We start from the raw sequence: 18245 nt of genomic DNA, 5'->3' as shown, positions 1-18245 counted from the left end.
CAATAACCTTGAATCGATACGGACATGTCGATTGATACCTTGATGCCCGGAGGCAAACGCTCCATGTGCAAAGCCGTGATGAATGTGGTTATATCCAGCGCAATATTGCTCGCAGGCGCCTTGAATGCCCCTTCTGCATTCGCGTTAACGCCAACACAGAAAACCTTCCTTGAGGCCGAAAAAGCCTTAAAGAAACAAGACTATGAAGTCTATAAACCCCTACGGGCAAAATTGGGCGATTATCCGCTGGCAATTTACTTAGACCATGATATCGACATCGGCGATCTCAATGGTTTGCATGGTGCTGCGGCAAAAAACCTGATTGATAAATATGAAACCACACCTATGTACAACAGGTTAAGGTCTAAATACTTAAACAATGCGGGAACCCAAAAACGCTGGAGTGATTATCTTGCAATAAGTCCCGATGTCCCTTCCGACATCCGCCTGCAATGTTATTACTACGAGGCAAAACTCGCCAAGGGCGAGATAAAAACCGCCTATGCGGCGGCGCAATCACTTTGGGTGTTTGGTAGTTCACGGCCAAAAGAGTGTGATCCCCTGTTCAACGCTTGGACCAAAGCGGGTAAACGCACTCAAGATGTCATATGGGCGCGGATGATGCTGAGTTTTGAGACTGGCGAAACCAGTCTGCTGAGCTATTTATCCCAGAAGATCACCACCCATAACAACGAAGCGAAGCGCTTAGTCGCCGTCTATAAAGATCCAAACAGCCTGCGCCATACCGAAAAGTTTAAGGATAAAAATCCGATTGTGGGTGACATAGTCGCGGCGGGATTAAAACGCCTTGCCCGCAAGGATCTCGACCAAGCTATTAATTTGTATGAACGGTATCAAAAGGCTAATCGTTTCACGCCAGCACAAGCCCAACAACTGGATAAATACTTAGTTCGCCGCATCTTAATCGAACAAGATGATGGCCATAAAAGCTATGTCGACAATGTACTGGCCGAGCTGAAAAGTGACGACTTATTTGAACGCCGGTTAAGATGGGCCATTCGCGATCACGACATGCGCAGCATTGCCCGTTACTTGAATTTACTGCAACCAGAAACCTTAGCAAAGGAACGCTGGCAATATTGGCTCTATCGCACTAATGCCAAAGATGCGCCAGAAAGTGCCACCAAAGCGCTGGCGACAATCAGCAATGAGCGAAATTTCTATGGTTTTGCCGCCGCACAGTTTTTAAATAAACCCGTCTCGCTGAATCAAAGCCCTGAGCCTATCGTCGACGCCAGCAGCCAAAAATTAACCGATGATGTGGGTTTTGTGCGCGTGCAAGAGCTAATGGCGCTGGATCGTTATTTCGATGCACGTTACGAATGGATGTCGCTGCTCAGACGCAGTGACAACACTATGCGTGCCCGTTACGGCCGTTATGCCCATGAGCAAGGCTGGTATGACTTTGGCGTCGAAGCCAGTATCCAAGGTAAGTTGTGGGATGACATTCCCCTACGCTTCCCGATGGCGCACCAAGAAGGTTTTGAACACGCCAGTAAAAAGCACAAAGTGAACATAGATGAAATCCGAGCGATCAGTCGCCGCGAGAGCGCGTTTTATCTTTATGCGACCTCAGGCGTCGGTGCCCGCGGTTTAATGCAAATTATGCCTGCGACCGCTAAAGCAACCGCCAAGAAACATGGCGCTAAATATAGCGATCCTAAGGATCTTTATAGTGCAGAGCTTAACCTCAATCTTGGCAGTGCTTACTATGCCCAGTTGTTAAAAGAGTTTAACCAGAACCGTATCCTCGCGACCGCCGCCTATAACGCAGGCCCGTCACGGGTGCGTCGCTGGTTGGCAAACTCAGATGGTAAACTCGATGCCATGGGCTTTATCGAAGCTATTCCCTTCACTGAGACCCGTGAATATGTGCAAGCCGTCTTCAGCTATCGATTGATTTATGAGGCGCAAGAGCAAAAAGCGCAGCCCTTATTCAGCGAAGCCGAACTGAAGTTTGCTTACTAACTTGCGACATAAAAAGGAACTCGATACTCAGCAGTATCGAGTTCCTACTTTTCAGCATACCCTAGGGTAATGCTCATGCTTTAACCGCCAAAAATTCTGAATGATATTCTCTAAATTCAAATAATTAGCAAAGCGAATAATTATTCAGCAATCACGCCGTTTTATCGTAAACTTGTTTGCACTGCGGGGCATTAAATGCGAATAATTAGTATTAATGCATTAAGACTCCCATTAGGCCCATGATTAACCTTAGTTCGTTAACGCTCAGCTGCGAATACCAACCCTTTGTCGATCCCCATACGTTAGCCATCGACGGCTATGAAGCCTTAGCGCGTTTTTATCTACCTAATGGCGATGCGGTTGCACCCAATATCGTGTTTGAGCAATTGCATGAATCCACAGAGTTGCTCGCCGCCGTTGAATATCAAGCCAAAGCATTTCAACTCGCTCACGCGCCCAGCCAGCAGCGTATTTTTATCAATGTCGATCCCCACGCCGTCGATGGGCCACATACTGCCAAGCTTATAAAGCTGTTATCGCAGTACCAGCAAGTCACTGTCGAGATCATTGAAAATACCTGCATTAACGATGCCCAGCTTGCCAATCAGCTATTCAGCCAATTTAAACAAGCAAATATCAAGGTAGCGCTGGACGATATTGGTGCGCCCCACTCCATGCTTTGTGTCGATTTGATGATGAATGTGGACTATCTCAAGTTCGATCGCCATTGGTTAACCCACATGACGCATCCCGAGGGAGTCCAGTTACTCATAGCGCTGATTAACTTTGCCAAGCAAACCAACAAACAGTGCATTCTAGAAGGCATAGAAACCGAAGCCCACTTGGCGTTTGCGCGAGACATAGGCGTCGACTTAGTCCAAGGCTTTTTGTTTAAATCTTGGTTTATTCGCCCCATCCGCAGTCAAGCGCTGTGTCTTGCATAGATCCACGCGCCGCCCTTTGACTTTGCGCCACCAGCACACGCAAGCCTAAACGTCATTCAGTCGAGTAATTGATTTCGCACTAGAAATGCCACTGGATAAGAAGGCGATGATCCGCCATAGTGGTAAAGCTTGTCTGCTTTCGCATGCACTTTCAGTTACGCTTTTAAATGTATTAGGAGTCGCCCGTGGCACAATCTGGGATCAGCGAATTACTACAACAACTTGAACAAGTATTGCTGGGCAAACCTAGGCAAATTCGGCTTGCTTTGGCCTGCATTCTCGCCCGCGGCCACCTGTTGATTGAAGATTTACCCGGCATGGGTAAAACCAGTATTTCCCATGGCATAGCCCAAAGCTTGGGCTTGAGTTACCAAAGAATTCAATTTACCAGCGACATGCTGCCCGCTGATATTCTTGGTGTGTCGATTTTTGATAAACATCAGGCGCAATTTATCTTCCATCCAGGGCCGATTTTTAAGCAGATGATCTTGGCCGATGAAATTAACCGCGCTAGCCCTAAGACCCAAAGCGCCTTGCTTGAAGCGATGGCCGAACAACAAATCTCCGTCGACGGCATCACCCATAGATTGCCCAATCCTTTCTTTGTGATCGCGACCCAAAATCCCACCGATCAATCCGGCACATTTCCGCTACCAGAATCGCAGCTCGACCGGTTTATGATGCGTCTGTCAATTGGTTATCCGAGCCACGACGCCGAACTTGCGATGCTGAAGAGCAATCATAACCACTTAACCTTAGATCAACTGCCCCAATGCTTGACACCACTGGCCTTAATGCAACTGCAAGAACAATGCGACAAGGTCAGCGCTTCCGATGCTTTACTCAATTACATTCTGGCCTTAGTGAATTTTTCTCGCAGCCAAAGTGACAGCGTGGGTTTATCGCCTCGCGCTACCAAAGCATTATTGCAAGCCGCTAAGGCATGGGCTTTTTTAGAGGGGCGACATTATTTAGTCCCTGAAGATGTACAAGAGGTATTTTGCTGCGTGGCTGAGCATAGACTCAGAACCAGTAGCCAATTACAGGGTGAAGCCTTATCAGAGCGAATTCTGGCGAGCGTTAACCCCATCATGTGATGAACCTGCTGTCATGAACAATATTGCTAAGGCATGCAGTTAACCTAGGCATTAAAGCAAGCCATTCAACCAAGGAACTGATGCAGAAGTGAAACGACTGATACGCCCTACTTTCGCTCAGACTCTAGTACCGATTTGGCAGCGTTGGTTAGCAAGGCGTTTACCACCGAGTCCTGAAATCACCTTAAGCCATCGCAGCATTTTTATTTTGCCGAGCGGTTTTGGCTTAGTTTGGCTCGGGTTGGTTTTACTCTTATATCTTTTTGGCACTAACTATCAAAATAACTTAGTCATTGGCCTTAGCATCTTACTCCTAAGCCTCTTTAATACCTGTATTCTCTACAGTTACAAAAATCTTGCTGGTCTACATTTACGCGCCATGACGCCGCCCGAAGTCTATGCGGGAGAGACCTTAACTTTTCCTGTCCTCATCAGCACCCATCACAGTGGCCATAGTATTCAGCTTAACTATCCGCATAATCGCACTTATACGGTGCAGAACGTCGGCACAGATGAACAGCAAGCGCTCGTGCCCTTCGAATATCATCAGCGGGGCCAAGTGTCACCGGGTCGGCTCAAAATTGAATCCTTCTATCCCTTAGGGCTTTGCCGCGCATGGTCCCATGTGGATTTGGCCATTAGTCACTTAGTCTTTGCCCAGCCGATTGAAGCACAGTTGCAGCTTGAGGCTGATCATACTCAGTCGGAGCAAGATCCTCTGTTACTGGCGGGTAAACATGTGTCGGGTATCGATGAGTTTAAAGGTCTTAAACCCCATGTGCTCGGCGAGTCCCTCAAGCAAGTGGCCTGGAAACAGTGGGCACAAGGTCGCGGCATGTTGAGTAAAGAATTCCAACAGCCCCAAGGCGATCCCGTCTGGTTAAGACTCAGACCCGATGCTAAACGGCTCGAAACCCAGTTGAGTCAATTAAGCTGGCAAATCAATAAACTCACGCAACTCGAGCAATATTTTGGCCTACATCTGCAAACACCCATGGGCGAGGATATCCTGATCGCGCCCTCTATCGGTCATAACCATAGAATAGCCTGCCATAAGGCCCTTGCCTTGTATCCAAAGCTTGCGCCGTCAGCCGTTAATTCGTCGTCAGCGGCAAAGCACTCAAATAAAATGGCTAAAACCACCAGCAAGCAGCGTCATATCCCGACCTCGAGGGAACAGGTATGACATTAACGGCCAGCAGCACGACACCGCAAATTGGCGATAACATCAGCCGTCAGACACTCTTTTGGTTATTAATCACCAATATCGCCGTACTGAGCCCGCTATTTGATAAAACCACGCCTTGGACCTTAGGCATTTGCGCAATTTGTTTGCTGTGGCGTGTGGGGATTTATGTCGGCAAAGTGGCAAAGCCGCCGCGTTTTCTGGTCACCAGTCTTGCGATCGGCGCCGCAACCACACTGGCATTAGTCTCAAAGGAAATAGGCTTACTCAACGCGCTAGTGAATCTGCTGCTGTTAGGTTACGCCTTAAAATACATTGAAATGCGTAACCAAAGGGATGTGCGTGTTGTCGTCCTCGCGGGCTATTTTATTATCGCGCTGACCTTTATTGATCACCAATCCTTGCTCAATACCGCGCATTTACTCGTGGTGACGCTGATCAACACCTGCGTGCTCGTGACTCTGTATCAAGATAAACGCTCCCTAAAACATACGGCGTGGCTCGGTAGTAAATTCTTGCTACAGAGTGTGCCCCTCGCGCTGCTGTTGTTTTTAGTGTTACCGCGTTTTGCGCCGCTCTGGTTAGTACCCAACATGAAAGAAGCGCAAACGGGCCTGTCCGATAGTCTGGCCATTGGTGATATCGGCAAGCTCACCCGTTCGACCGAACTGGCCTTTAGAGCGAGTTTTACCAATGCAGCGCCCATTAATGCTGAGTTATATTGGCGCGCGCTGGTGATGGAAAACTATGACGGCGTTACTTGGCGTCAGGAGGACGGCATTAAAAAGCTGCAAAAAGATGCGCTGCTGTTTCCGCCCTCGCGGCCCAGCCCCGCCTTGATGATTAATAATCCAGCTTCGACAGTCACCAGTCCTGACTCTGTGAACAATAACCCTGATTTAACAAAGAACCCCGCTTCGATAAGCAGCGAAGATCAAGATGCTGCAAAACAAGGCAAGCAAAACAACAAGCCGAGTATTCGTTACCAAGTGATTGCTGAGCCGAGCCACCAGCCGTGGTTATTTGGCCTCGATGTCGCCTACAGCCAAGATGATAGTGTGGTCAATATGCCCGATTATCGGCTGTTAGCACTGCGCAATGTCGATCAGCGTATGAGTTATCAAGTAGAGTCTTGGCCCAAGGCGAAGATGGATCTTAGGCTCTCTGCGCGGCAAAGGCAGATTAACCTCGAACTACCAAGTAACAGTAATCCACGAACTTGGGTGCTGGCCGAACAATTCAAGACTCAGTATCCCGAGCCTAAGCCACGATTGTGGGCCATGATGCGCCACTTTAATACCGAGCCTTTTTTCTACACACTCACGCCGCCTCCCCTTGGGCCGCAGCAAGTGGATGATTTTCTATTTGAAAACAAAGCCGGATTTTGTGTGCACTATGCCGCAGCCTTCATTGTTATGGCGCGGGCCACAGGCTTACCCGCACGTATGGTCACGGGTTATCAGGGCGGCGAATTTAATCCGCAAGCGGGTTACTACAGCGTGTATCAATATATGGCCCATGCATGGGCAGAGGTTTGGCTCGAAGGTGAAGGTTGGGTGCGTTTCGACCCGACCGCTATGGTGGCGCCCGATCGTATCGAACAAGGTTTCGACGCCCAGTTTGATCCTGCGCTAAGTTACCTGCAGGAAAGCCCTTTTAGTAGCTTACGCTTTAAATCTATGCCTTGGCTCAATGAGTTAAGGCAACGTTTTGCCAGCATAGATTATTACTGGAGTGTGTGGATACTGGGTTTCAATCAAGATAGGCAGAATCAAGTGCTCAGCGGCATTTTAGGTGATGTAACTAACACTAAAATCGCGGTCTTTATGGGGCTGTGTATCAGCCTTATCGTGCTCTATATCGCCTACAGTGCAGGGCTATTACATTTTAGCACTCAGGGCGATCCGATCAGCGCTCGCTATCAACAGGTCTGCAATCGCCTCGCCCGCCATGGTATTAAGCGTAATGACAGTGATGGACCAAACCAATTTGCGCAGCAGATTATCGAGCAATACCAACACAATGCACCACAGCTTTGTGCGCTGATGCACACCTTGACCCAAAGTTATGTGGCGCTGAAGTATCAAGATTTACCAGCTGATAACTATCAAGCGCATTTAACCGAATTTAAAGCGGCGGCGAAGCAACTGAATTGGTTATTGCTCAGGGCTAAGGTGAAAAAGAAGTTCACGCTAGCCTAGCATTTGTAAACTGAGCATTAGCCGGCCAAGTTTCATCGGTTCAAGGCTCAGTAAACACCTAAAATTGCGGGTTAATTCCACAGAAGCAGCAATAGTGTTGAATCTTATAAATCAAACACATAGAATTGTTTTACTGTCACCATGCCGAGTTGCACATGCTAAAGTTAATCCAGTCCAATCAGATGGAAGTGCTCTGCGCCCATTTAGCCGCTTACCTGACCCAGCCCCTTGCTTTTGCACATCTACTGAGTAACGAGCATATTCTGGTGCAGAGTCCTGGCATGTCGACTTGGCTGCGCCTCGAAATCGCCAAACAAAATGGGATTGCCGCCGCATTGGAATTCCCGCTGCCATCGAGCTTTACCTGGCAGTTGTGCCATGACTTATTGCCCGATGTGCCCAAAGACAACGCCTTCACTAAAGCGGCGATGACGTGGAAGCTGATGCAACTCTTGCCGCGCATGTTACAAGATGACGCCTTTGGGCCGTTGAGACACTATCTAGGTAATACCCTAGAAAATACGCCTACCACAAATACCGCCGACACAAGTGAACATTTCAACACCAGTGATATGACGGCTGACGATATTAAGCTGTACCAACTCTGTGGCCGGATTGCCGATATCTTCGACCAATACTTAGTGTATCGCCCCGATTGGATTTTAGCGTGGGAGCAAAACGAGCATCCCGAATCACTTACCAAATCGCTGAATGAAGACCAACGCTGGCAACCTATTTTATGGCGCGCACTGATTGCCTTTAACCGTGATGAGCTTAATCAAAGCCATTACCACAGAGCCAATCTGCACAGCGACTTGATTGCCGCGCTGAATAATCCCGACACGTCACTCGCCAAATTGCCACAACGCTTATTTGTGTTTGGCATTTCCTCGATGGCGCCGCAAACCCTCGAAGTGCTTTACCATCTGGCAGGCCGCATCGATGTGATCGTGCTGGGTTTAAGCCCATGTCAGCACTATTGGGGTGACATTGTTGATCCTCGTAATCGGGCCCGCATGGCGGTGCAATATGCGGGTAAACGCCAATTAGCCGAACTGTGGGAAGATAAACTCGAAGTAGGCAATCCGCTGCTTGCCAATAACGGCAAGATGGGCCGTGAATTACTCGATATGCTGCTTGAACTTCCCGCCGAACACTGCGACTTTGGCGACGATGTGTATTGTGAACCCTGTGACGATCCCAACTCGCCACACAGTCATGCCAGCATGCTCCACGGGGTGCAATACGATATTTTAGAGATGCAAACCTTAGACAGAGTGCTAGGGCCAGATGCCGAGCTGTATCAGAATGTTGAGAACAGACGCCTGCTTAAGCGCGACGATGAATCCATTCGAGTCAAGAGTTGTCACAGCCCGCTGCGGGAAGTCGAAACCCTGCACGATCACTTGCTTGAGTTACTCAGCAATGATGTCGATCTGACACCCAAAGACATAGTGGTGATGATGCCCGATGTCGCCGCCTACGCCCCCTATATCGATGCCGTATTCTCGGCGAAGCAAGGCCTGCATTACATTCCCTACGCCATTGCCGACCGAGGCGCGGCGCAGGAATCACCGCTCATCAATAGCTTTTTGAATTTACTGGGGATTAATCAAAGTCGTTTTGGTCTGACCGACATTTTGAGCATACTCGAAGTACCCGCCATTTTACGCCGTTTCCAACTCGATGACGATGAATTGCAACTCATCCGCCGCTGGTTAGATGAAGCGGGCGTGCGCTGGGGCCGCGATGAACAAAGCCGCCTTAAGCAAGGTGTGCCAGCGTTTGAGCAAAACTCCTGGGCCTTTGGTATTAAAAGGCTGATTTTAGGCTACGCCTTGAGTGACGATGCGCCGCTGTACCAAGACCATCTAATCGTGACTGGCATCGAAGGCCAATCGGCGCAGGCGCTGGGTAAGTTACTCAATTTTATTGAAGTGCTCGATGAAACGGCGCAAATACTCTCCTTACCACAAGTGGGCGCACTGCGTTTAGCGGAATTAACTGAGTTGCTGGATGCCTTCTACGACACAGATGAAGATGAGCGCGAACAATTGCAGGAAATCCGCGATGCCATTGCCGCCCTAGAGCAAGAGTTACTATCGGCGGGCAAGCCCTTGGATTCAAACTCGTTAGATACAAGTATGTTCGAGACGCTAGCCCAAAAGAACATAAGCGGACTGAGCCTCAGTATCGAAGTACTGCAGCAGTGGTTTAATCAACGCTTAACCGAATCTCGGGTCGGCCAGCGTTATCTTGCGGGGAGCGTGAACTTTTGTACCTTGATGCCGATGCGCTCGATTCCTTTTAAGGTCGTGTGTTTACTCGGCATGAACGATGGGGTTTATCCTAGGGTTCAACATCCCGTTGGCTTTGATTTAATGGCACACTTTGGTGCCCGTAAAGGCGATCGTTCCCGCCGTCTCGATGACAGATATTTGTTTTTAGAAGCCTTATTGTCGGCGCGGGAACAACTGTATATCAGCTATATTGGCCGCAGCGAACGGGATAACTCTGAGCGTATCACCTCTATGCTCGTCTCTGAACTGATTGAATATTGTCAGCTGTGCTATCTGCCTGAAACGCTATTGTCTCAATCGCAAAAAACTTCAAGCCCCATAGACCCAGAGGATGCCGAAAAAGCCCTCTATAACGCAATTGTCAGCCACCAGCCGCTGCAACCCTTTGATCCCAAGTTGTATCAAGCCACAGTAAAAAATGATGACAAAGATGGCTCAAATATAAATGGCTCAGGCATAGGCCAAAGTTACAGCCTGCAATGGTGTCCGCCCAATACGGACACTGCGGGCACACATGCGGGCCGCTTTATCGGCGCGCAAACTCGCATCATGCTCGAAGCGGAGGAACAAGACTCAGTGCCAGATACAGAGGCACAGCCAGCTTCTGAGCACGAACAACAGCAAAGTAAGCAAGTGGATGTGTCAGCCCTGATCCGTTTCTTTCGAAATCCAGCGCAGTACTTCTTCAACCGTACGTTAAAAGTCGATCTCAGCCTTAATATTCAGGCCGATGATAATGACGAGCCCTTTAGCTTGAATGCCCTAGAGCGTTATATGTTACAGGCCCAGTTACTCGACGATGCCATAGGCCAAGGCCTAACTGAGCCCGATATTGAACTGATTAAACGCCTCAAAGCCAGTGGCACTTTGCCCATGCAGCCCTTCGATGATTTGCTACTGCGCCAATATCAGCATGATATTAAACCTTTGATTGGCAGAACCTTGTTTCTCAAGGGAGAACAAGCCAGCAGTCACGCCGATATTAAACTCGTGTTTGACTTGCCCATTACGGCGGGCAAATCCCAGCAAGTGTTACTGCAAGGCCGTATTGATGACATCAGCCCTAAGGGATTAGTGAATTACCGTCCTGGTAGCGCCCACGGTCGCGATGTGCTGAGGTTGTACCTTCGCCACCTGTGTTTAATGGCAATGGGCCACACACATGCAAGCTATCTACTCGACATGGGGCACTTCCACGCTTTAGCGCCAATCACAGCTGAGCGCGCCCATGCGTTACTGGCCGATTTGTTAGTGTTGTTTTACCAAGGCCAACAACACCCACTGTGTTTTATGCCGCGCACCTCACTGGCCTACGTCAGCTGCGAGGGTGAGCACGATGAGCGTTTGCAGCAAGCATTACCTGAATGGCTGGATGAGCAGAGTCAATTGGGTGAAGGGAACGAGCCCCATTACCAACGCTTATTCAGTTTTCCGCGGGATTTCTCTGAGAATAGCTTTGGCGCATTAGCCGAGCGCATCTATCGCCCTATGGTGAGTTTATATCTCAAAGATACGCTGGCTCAGCTTGAGGAATTTGCGCTGAACGATGGTATGAGCCAAGGCCAAACTCCCAATGTACAATCGACTGCAGCACATTTAAACCGCGATAGCGCACAGGGAGAGCAATCATGAGTGAACAGATGCAGTTAAACGCAGCGGCGTTACATTCAGCGGCGCAGGCGCTTGATCCACTCACATTGCCCTTTGGTGGTAGTCGTCTGATTGAGGCCAGCGCTGGCACAGGTAAAACCTACACCATTTCAGGTCTTTATTTACGCTTATTGCTTGGCGATGGCATAGCAGCGCCGCTCACCTGCGAGCAAATTCTCGTGGTAACCTTCACCAATGCGGCCACCGAAGAATTAAGGGATCGTATTCGCCGGCGTATTCAAGTCGCCTTTAAGTGCTTCTTGGGTTTAACAATTGCCGATCCCTTTGTGCAGGCGCTGTATGACAACACCCCAGAGAGTGAACGCGCCATTGCCCTGAGGCGATTCGATCTCGCCCTTAAATCCCTCGACGAAGCGGCGATTTTTACCATCCACGGTTTCTGTCAGCGAATTTTATCCGATCTCGCCTTTGAGTCTTCCCTGCTGTTCGAATCGGACTTTACCTTGGACGACAGCGAATTTTTGCACCATGCCGTGCGGGATTTTTGGCGTGAGGCCTGTTATCCGCTGCCCGATTACTTAGCGCAAATCATTGCCAAGGAATTTGGCGAGCCCGATGGGTTAGTCAAACAGTTGCGACCGCTCCTTGGCGCCAGTCAAGCAAAGCCTCTGAAACCCGCGCTTAAGTTTGATGCCTTGGCCCTGTCACTGCGCCAAAGTTTAGAGCGCTTTAAATTAGCTTGGCCACGGGGGCGCGATGGCTTATTGGCATTGCTTCACAGTTTGCCGCTGAACGGCACTCGCTTTGGCAAGGCAACGGATAAGTACCCCAAACTCGCCGCCATGTTCGATGCGCTGGATAACTGGCTCGCTTTCGGTCATGGGTTGCCGCCGCTGAAAGAGTTAGAAGCCTTGTCCTTGTCTGAGTTAAAACTCAACAAGGGCGGCGTGATCCCAAGTGTGAGCGAAGCACCGCTGATGGATCATATGGAGCAGCTCGCCACATTGATTGCCGCTATTAAACCGGCGTTTTTGTATAGTGCGAAACTTGGTATAAGCGAGCGATTTACCCAGCAAAAGCAGCAAAAAAACGTGCTGACCCCAGATGATTTACTCACGACATTAGCAAGCGCGCTACATGCCAATAATGAAACCTTGCCCAAAGCTGTAGCAACACGTTTCCCCGTCGCGCTTATCGATGAATTCCAAGATACCGATCCGCTGCAATTTGCGATCTTCTCTGGCATCTACCAAGGCCGCTACTCGTTTGAGCAGCAAGGTGTAGATACTACAGAGAACAAACTCAGCCTGTTGATGATTGGCGATCCTAAACAGGCCATTTATGCCTTTCGCGGCGCCGATATTCATACCTATATTGAGGCCCGTCATCATACGCAGGCCCACTATCATCTAGATACCAACTACCGATCAAGTGCAAACATGGTCGCTGGGGTTAACCATCTCTTTAGCCAGCATCACGATCCTTTTATCAGTCAGTCGATCCCCTTTGATAGCGTGAAAACGCCCAGTAGTGCCAAGGGGAAAACCCTCACTGAAAAAACCGTCAATCCAGCCGCCTTAAGATTAAGACTCTTAAGCGAAAGCGCAGAAAACGGCCTCAACAAAACCACCGCCAGACACTTGCTCGCCGAAGATGCAGCGGCGGAGATCACCCGTTTACTGACAGATGCGGCCAATGGCGAATGCCACAGCCCGAAAGGGCCTTTAATCGCGAAAGACATCGCTATCTTAGTGCGGGATCGCAACGAAGCGGCTGTGATGAAAACCGCACTGAGTAAACGTCACATAGGCGCAGTGTTTTTAAGTCGCGACAGTGTGTTCGATACCCTTGAAGCGCGAGAAATGGCGTTAATTTTGCGATCTCTGGCGAATCCTAAGGATGAGCGGGCACTGCGCAGCGCCCTAGCCACGGCATTATTAGGCTACAGCGCCGAGCAAATTCATGCCTTCAACCAAGATGAAGAACACAGACAGCTGTTATTAGAGCAGTTTTTTAACTTGCACCAAGTGTGGCAGAAACGCGGCATCATGCCCGCGCTACTCAGCCTTGCCAATAGCACTAAACTGATTGACCGTTTACTGCACACCGCCAGTGCTGAGGTAGATACTCAAGAGCAAGATGCCACCAACGGCGAGCGTCGCCTGACGGATTTTCGCCACCTTGCCGAGCTATTACAGCAAAAGGCGACCGAGCTTGATGGTATTAGCGCCCTGCTCAATTGGTATGAACAGCAACTGATTGATAACACAGGCACCGATGAACAGCAGCTGCGCCTCGAAAGCGAGCAGAATCTGGTGCAGATCGTTACTATCCATAAGAGTAAGGGCCTTGAGTATCCCGTTTGTTTTGTGCCCTTTGTTAGCCTAGCCCGCGACAATCGCCGCCGCCCGACGCCTATGCTGTACCACAGAACCAACGATGCAGGTGAGCAAGAACTCGTATGGGATATCGAAGGCACGGATGAGGGTTGGGAGCGCGCCAAGCAAGAAACCTTGGCCGAAGACTTACGCCTGTTATATGTGGCGCTCACTCGCCCTGTGTATTTGTGTTATTTGTATATCGCTAATCACAGTCGTCAGCTTAAAAATGGCCTTAAAAGTCAGCTGCATGAAACCGCCATCGGCTATCTATTGGGCATAAGCGACTCAGAATGTGACTTTGCCCGTATCTGCAATGCTGCGCAGCAGCTCGCACAAGATGTGGAAGCCATAAGAATTGATAAGGTGACCGATGACATAGACGAGCGGCCATTGCCCTCAAGCCAAGACATAGCAAACATACTGAGCGCGAAAACCTTAACCCGCCAATACTGCACGCCGTGGCGAGTCGGCAGTTATTCAGGTCTAGTTAAAAATACCAGCCATGGCAAAGCCGCGCCTGGCGCAGATGACGAAGCATTAGGCTCACTTGAATATATGGCTGCGCAAACACTCTCAATTAATAATGAGCCAAGCCATGAGCCACAGGATGACATGCTCAATCGCTTTAACTTTGAGCGTGGCGCTAACGCAGGTAGTTTTATGCACTTAGTGCTAGAAGAGATTGATTTTACGCAGGCAGACAGAGACTTACCGCAGCAATTGCCTAAAGCTATGCTGAAATACGGTATCGCGCCCGAGTGGCAAACGGTATTGCACACTTGGTATCTGGATGTGCTGCATGCGCCGCTTAGGCTCATGCCATCAACAGTGTCATCAACAACAGTGCCAACTACAATGCCTTCAACATCGGCCTTAGAGAATCATTCCAAAACGCCCAAACCTGAACATCCAGATCTGTGCTTAGCCAAGTTATCGCCGCAGGATACCTTAGTCGAAATGGAGTTTTATTTACCTTTAAGCGAGCTTAAGGATACTGAGCTCAATGCGCTACTGCAGCAGTTTGGCTATGAGTCGACACTGAAGTTTGATGATCTCAAGGGCATGCTCAAAGGCTTTATCGACTTAACCTTTGAATACCAAGGTCAATATTACATCGCCGACTATAAGTCGAATCATTTAGGCGACAACATCAATGCCTATCATCAGAGCGCGCTGCAAAGTGCCATAACCGATCATAGGTACGATTTGCAGTACATCCTCTACTCATTGGCGCTACACAGGTATTTGAGTTTACGCCTGCCAAGTTATGACTACGACAGCCATATCGGCGGTTGTTATTACTTGTTCTTACGGGGAATGTCGGCTCAGTATCCCGGCTACGGTGTTTATTACGACAAGCCGCCGAAGGCACTTATCCTCGCGCTGGATTCACTATTTAATGACAATTTATTTCACAGCAGATTAGCTGGTGCAATCGATACAGGAGTCACGGCATGATGCGCTCAACCCAAGGGCTAAATGCACACTCACTCTCAGCCGCGAAATGGATAGACCATGGCGCAATCCAGCTTACCGCGCCGCTACCAGAGCTGTTGAAACAGTGGGAGCAAGAACGACTGCTCACACCGCTCGACCGACATTTCGCGCTCGAGATGAGCCACTTACATCCAAATGACAGCCAACACCCCTTGTTTATGTTGCTGTGTGCGCTGTTAAGCCAGCAATTATCTTCACAGCACAGTTGCCTAGTACTCGCTCATATCGTGCCGCTTAATCCCATGGCCGAGCAAAATAGCCATTGTAAAATCAGCTTAAGTCTCGAAGCACTCACAGAGACTTTGCAAACCTTTGATGCCGTTGGCCAAGCGGGCAGTAACAAACCACTTATTTTTGATAATGGCAGACTCTATTTGCAGCGTTATCATCAATTTGAAACCTCAGTGGCCGCTTCTTTAATCCGCCTATCAGGCAGCGTATCTCAACATTCTGAAGACGTAAGTCACAAAGAGCAAACTCAAACCGCTAAATTGAGGTCACTGCTAGATCAACTGTTCCCTGCCACTGTGCTCGCGCCCCATGCTCTCACTCGCAATGCACTCACTACCAATGTAATCACTAAAAGTGAAAGCACACAAAGCACAGCACCCATTGATTGGCAAAAGGTCGCCACGGCCACTGCGCTGGGTAAAAAACTGTCGGTGATCACTGGCGGCCCAGGTACGGGCAAAACCACCACTGTGACTAAGCTTTTGTTATTGTTACAAATGGAGTCCATGCAGGAAATCCGTTTAGTCGCACCGACGGGAAAAGCGGCGGCTCGGTTAAGCGAATCAATCAAAGCCTCGAAAGCGCGTCTGGCGAAGGAACTCAGCGCACATGCTGATGTTATTGATGAAGCTCGCAATAGAAATAACCAAGATTTTTTAACGGCATTGGGGCGTATTCCAGAGGAGGCATCAACCCTACACAGACTGCTCGGAGTGATCCCCAACTCGCCGCACTTTCGCCACCATCAAGGTAATCCGCTGCGGCTCGACTTATTGATCGTCGATGAAGCCTCTATGGTCGATTTGCCCATGATGTATAAATTGCTCAGCGCCTTGCCCGAGCACGCCTGTTTGATTTTACTCGGCGATCAGGACCAACTCGCCTCGGTTGAGGCTGGCGCTGTGCTCGCCGATATTTGTGCTGGCCTTAAAATGCCAGTAGCTCCCAATAACCTCGCGCAAAATAACATAGCGTCAAACAGCCCTGCTCTGTGGCAAATGCGCTATTCCAAGGAGCAAGCCGAGCGCCTGAGCGCTCTAACGGGTTTTGAGTTAACGCCCTATATCAGCGACGCGCCTAAACTTGGCGATAGCTTATGTATGCTAATGCACAGCCACAGATTTAAAGGCGATGCGGGGATTGGACTGCTTGCTAGCGCCGTCAATCGCGCGGATCTTCAAGGCATATTGCAAGTATGGCAACAAGGCCCTGCAGAATTGAACTGGCTAGAACACAGCATGGTCGTAAGCCAAACCCAAGCCAAAGTAAGCGAGCCTGCTAATAATGTGGGACTCAATTTACTGCTAGAGCAAGCCTGTCAACAATATGGCATTTATCTCAGCGCCTTGAATAGCGATGCAAGTAACAATGATGTAAGTAACAATGATGTAAGTAATAGTGATCTAGGCACACGTCCAAGCACTGCTGACATCATAGAAAGCTTTAACCAGTACCGCATTTTATGCGCCATGCGCTCGGGCGATTATGGGGTCGAAGGCATCAATCAATTTGTGACTCAAGCACTGGCCAATGCCAAGCTGATTAAACCGCTGCAGGAGTTTTATCTGGGTCGGCCGATTATCATCCAAAGCAATGACTATAACTTAGGCCTGTTTAACGGTGATATCGGATTGATTTTGCAGGATGAAGATAAACCCGAACGCTTAATGGCGCACTTTATCAAGGCCGATGGCAGCCTGTTAAAAGTCTTGCCAGCCCGTTTGCCCAGCCATGAAACCTGTTATGCCATGACAGTACACAAAAGCCAAGGTAGTGAGTTCAGCCGGGTGGCCTTAGTGCTGCCACCTAACCCCAGCCTAGCGCAGTGGCAACTGCTGACCAAAGAGTTGATCTACACCGCCATCACCCGCGCTAAAGTCCACTTTACCTGCTTAGGCACCCAGCACGTATTCGAGCGGGCCAGTAGCCAAGCAACCCAACGCGCATCGGGTCTTGCTGACAGGCTTTGGGGTTAAGTTAAGTTAGGTTCGTTTAGCTCAAGACTAAGCTATAACGGAAGGAGGTTTTGGTAAACCCTATGCTTTCGTAGTATTGCTGAGTGGCGATGCGCTGGGTCGATGTGGTGAGTTCGAGTAACTGACAATTCTCTTGCTTTCCGCGCGCTTTAGCAAAATCAATGAGCTGAGTGCCGATGCCCTGACCTCGCATGTCGGCATCCACCACAATTGCCGTTATGCGGCAGATACGGCTTAAGGCGGGGAAATAATCAAAGAACATTAAGGCCATCACAGCGACAACTTGCGGCTCACCCTGTGCATTGGGTTGCTCACATACTAATAGCTCATCACTGCGGGACTGGGGATTATCTTGGTACTCGGTTAATGTCTGGGCTAACGCGGCGACAGGCAAAGTATAACCTAGCTGCTCAAGTAGCAACTGAATACTCTCTGCATCGTGTAACTGAGCTAACCGAATGTTTTTATTCGTCATACTGATTTCTCCTCATGATTCACCAAAACGCTTTACGATGACATCTGACCATAGTCGTTCAATGCAACAATGCCATGCTGAAATGCATCCCGAATGCCGTTACACTCACTGTCGTGTCATTTGGTCACTGATAATTTGTATCACTGCTAATTTTTTTCGCGGCTATTCATCGCGGCTAAAAGTGATTCCACAGTTGCAAGACATTGGCAGCTAACTCTACAAAAATCAAAATAAACTCGCCAAATGCACAAGCCCTCATTTGCAATGCGATTAAATGCGTTAAAATTCACCACTTAATAGCCGTCAGTCAGCAAAACCTTGCACTCATAGGGACAAGAAAACTAAGATGACAGCGGT

The 18245-nt window shown here is 49.2% G+C and carries 9 protein-coding genes; 8 read left to right on the top strand and 1 reads right to left on the bottom strand.

The genetic code is table 11. The features are described from left to right. Window positions 1-63 precede the first annotated feature (63 nt). The 8 genes from Q4Q57_RS12915 to recD all read left to right on the top strand — a co-directional run bounded on the left by Q4Q57_RS12915 (window position 64) and on the right by recD (window position 17413). The gene (locus tag Q4Q57_RS12915; RefSeq protein WP_311891090.1) at window positions 64-1989 is read left to right on the top strand and encodes a transglycosylase SLT domain-containing protein; all 1926 of its coding nucleotides are present in this window, start codon (window positions 64-66) and stop codon (window positions 1987-1989) included. A gap of 239 nt (window positions 1990-2228) precedes the next feature. Further along, window positions 2229-2933, top strand: coding sequence for an EAL domain-containing protein (locus tag Q4Q57_RS12910; protein ID WP_311891052.1), 705 nt, complete (start codon window positions 2229-2231; stop codon window positions 2931-2933). A 185-nt stretch (window positions 2934-3118) separates the two neighbouring features. Then, a complete protein-coding gene (locus tag Q4Q57_RS12905; protein WP_311891051.1) occupies window positions 3119-4030 on the top strand; it encodes a MoxR family ATPase in 912 nt (303 codons plus the stop codon). An 88-nt stretch (window positions 4031-4118) separates the two neighbouring features. Further along, a complete protein-coding gene (locus Q4Q57_RS12900) occupies window positions 4119-5216 on the top strand; it encodes a DUF58 domain-containing protein (protein WP_311891050.1) in 1098 nt (365 codons plus the stop codon). Beyond that, on the top strand, window positions 5213-7417 hold the full coding sequence (locus tag Q4Q57_RS12895) for a DUF3488 and transglutaminase-like domain-containing protein (RefSeq protein ID WP_311891049.1): 2205 nt from the start codon (window positions 5213-5215) through the stop codon (window positions 7415-7417). Before Q4Q57_RS12900 ends, Q4Q57_RS12895 begins: the two co-directional genes overlap by 4 nt. 155 nt (window positions 7418-7572) lie before the next feature. Continuing rightward, window positions 7573-11349, top strand: coding sequence for an exodeoxyribonuclease V subunit gamma (recC, locus tag Q4Q57_RS12890; RefSeq protein ID WP_311891048.1), 3777 nt, complete (start codon window positions 7573-7575; stop codon window positions 11347-11349). Further along, entirely contained in the window at window positions 11346-15167 is a 3822-nt protein-coding gene (gene recB / locus Q4Q57_RS12885) for an exodeoxyribonuclease V subunit beta (protein WP_311891047.1), read from the top strand. Before recC ends, recB begins: the two co-directional genes overlap by 4 nt. Next, window positions 15164-17413: an exodeoxyribonuclease V subunit alpha gene (gene recD / locus Q4Q57_RS12880; RefSeq protein ID WP_311891046.1), complete on the top strand. Its 2250-nt coding sequence runs from the start codon at window positions 15164-15166 to the stop codon at window positions 17411-17413. The genes recB and recD overlap by 4 nt, the downstream gene beginning before the upstream one ends. Window positions 17414-17429: 16 nt before the next feature. Here recD and Q4Q57_RS12875 read toward each other — a convergent pair whose 3' ends face one another. Continuing rightward, on the bottom strand, window positions 17430-17888 hold the full coding sequence (locus tag Q4Q57_RS12875) for a GNAT family N-acetyltransferase (RefSeq protein ID WP_311891045.1): 459 nt from the start codon (window positions 17886-17888) through the stop codon (window positions 17430-17432). Between the last annotated feature and the right edge of the window lie 357 nt (window positions 17889-18245).

The organism is Shewanella sp. SP2S2-6, assembly GCF_031931965.1.
In the GTDB taxonomy this organism is placed as follows: domain Bacteria; phylum Pseudomonadota; class Gammaproteobacteria; order Enterobacterales; family Shewanellaceae; genus Shewanella; species Shewanella baltica.
This window is presented reverse-complemented; position numbering and strand designations above follow the sequence as displayed.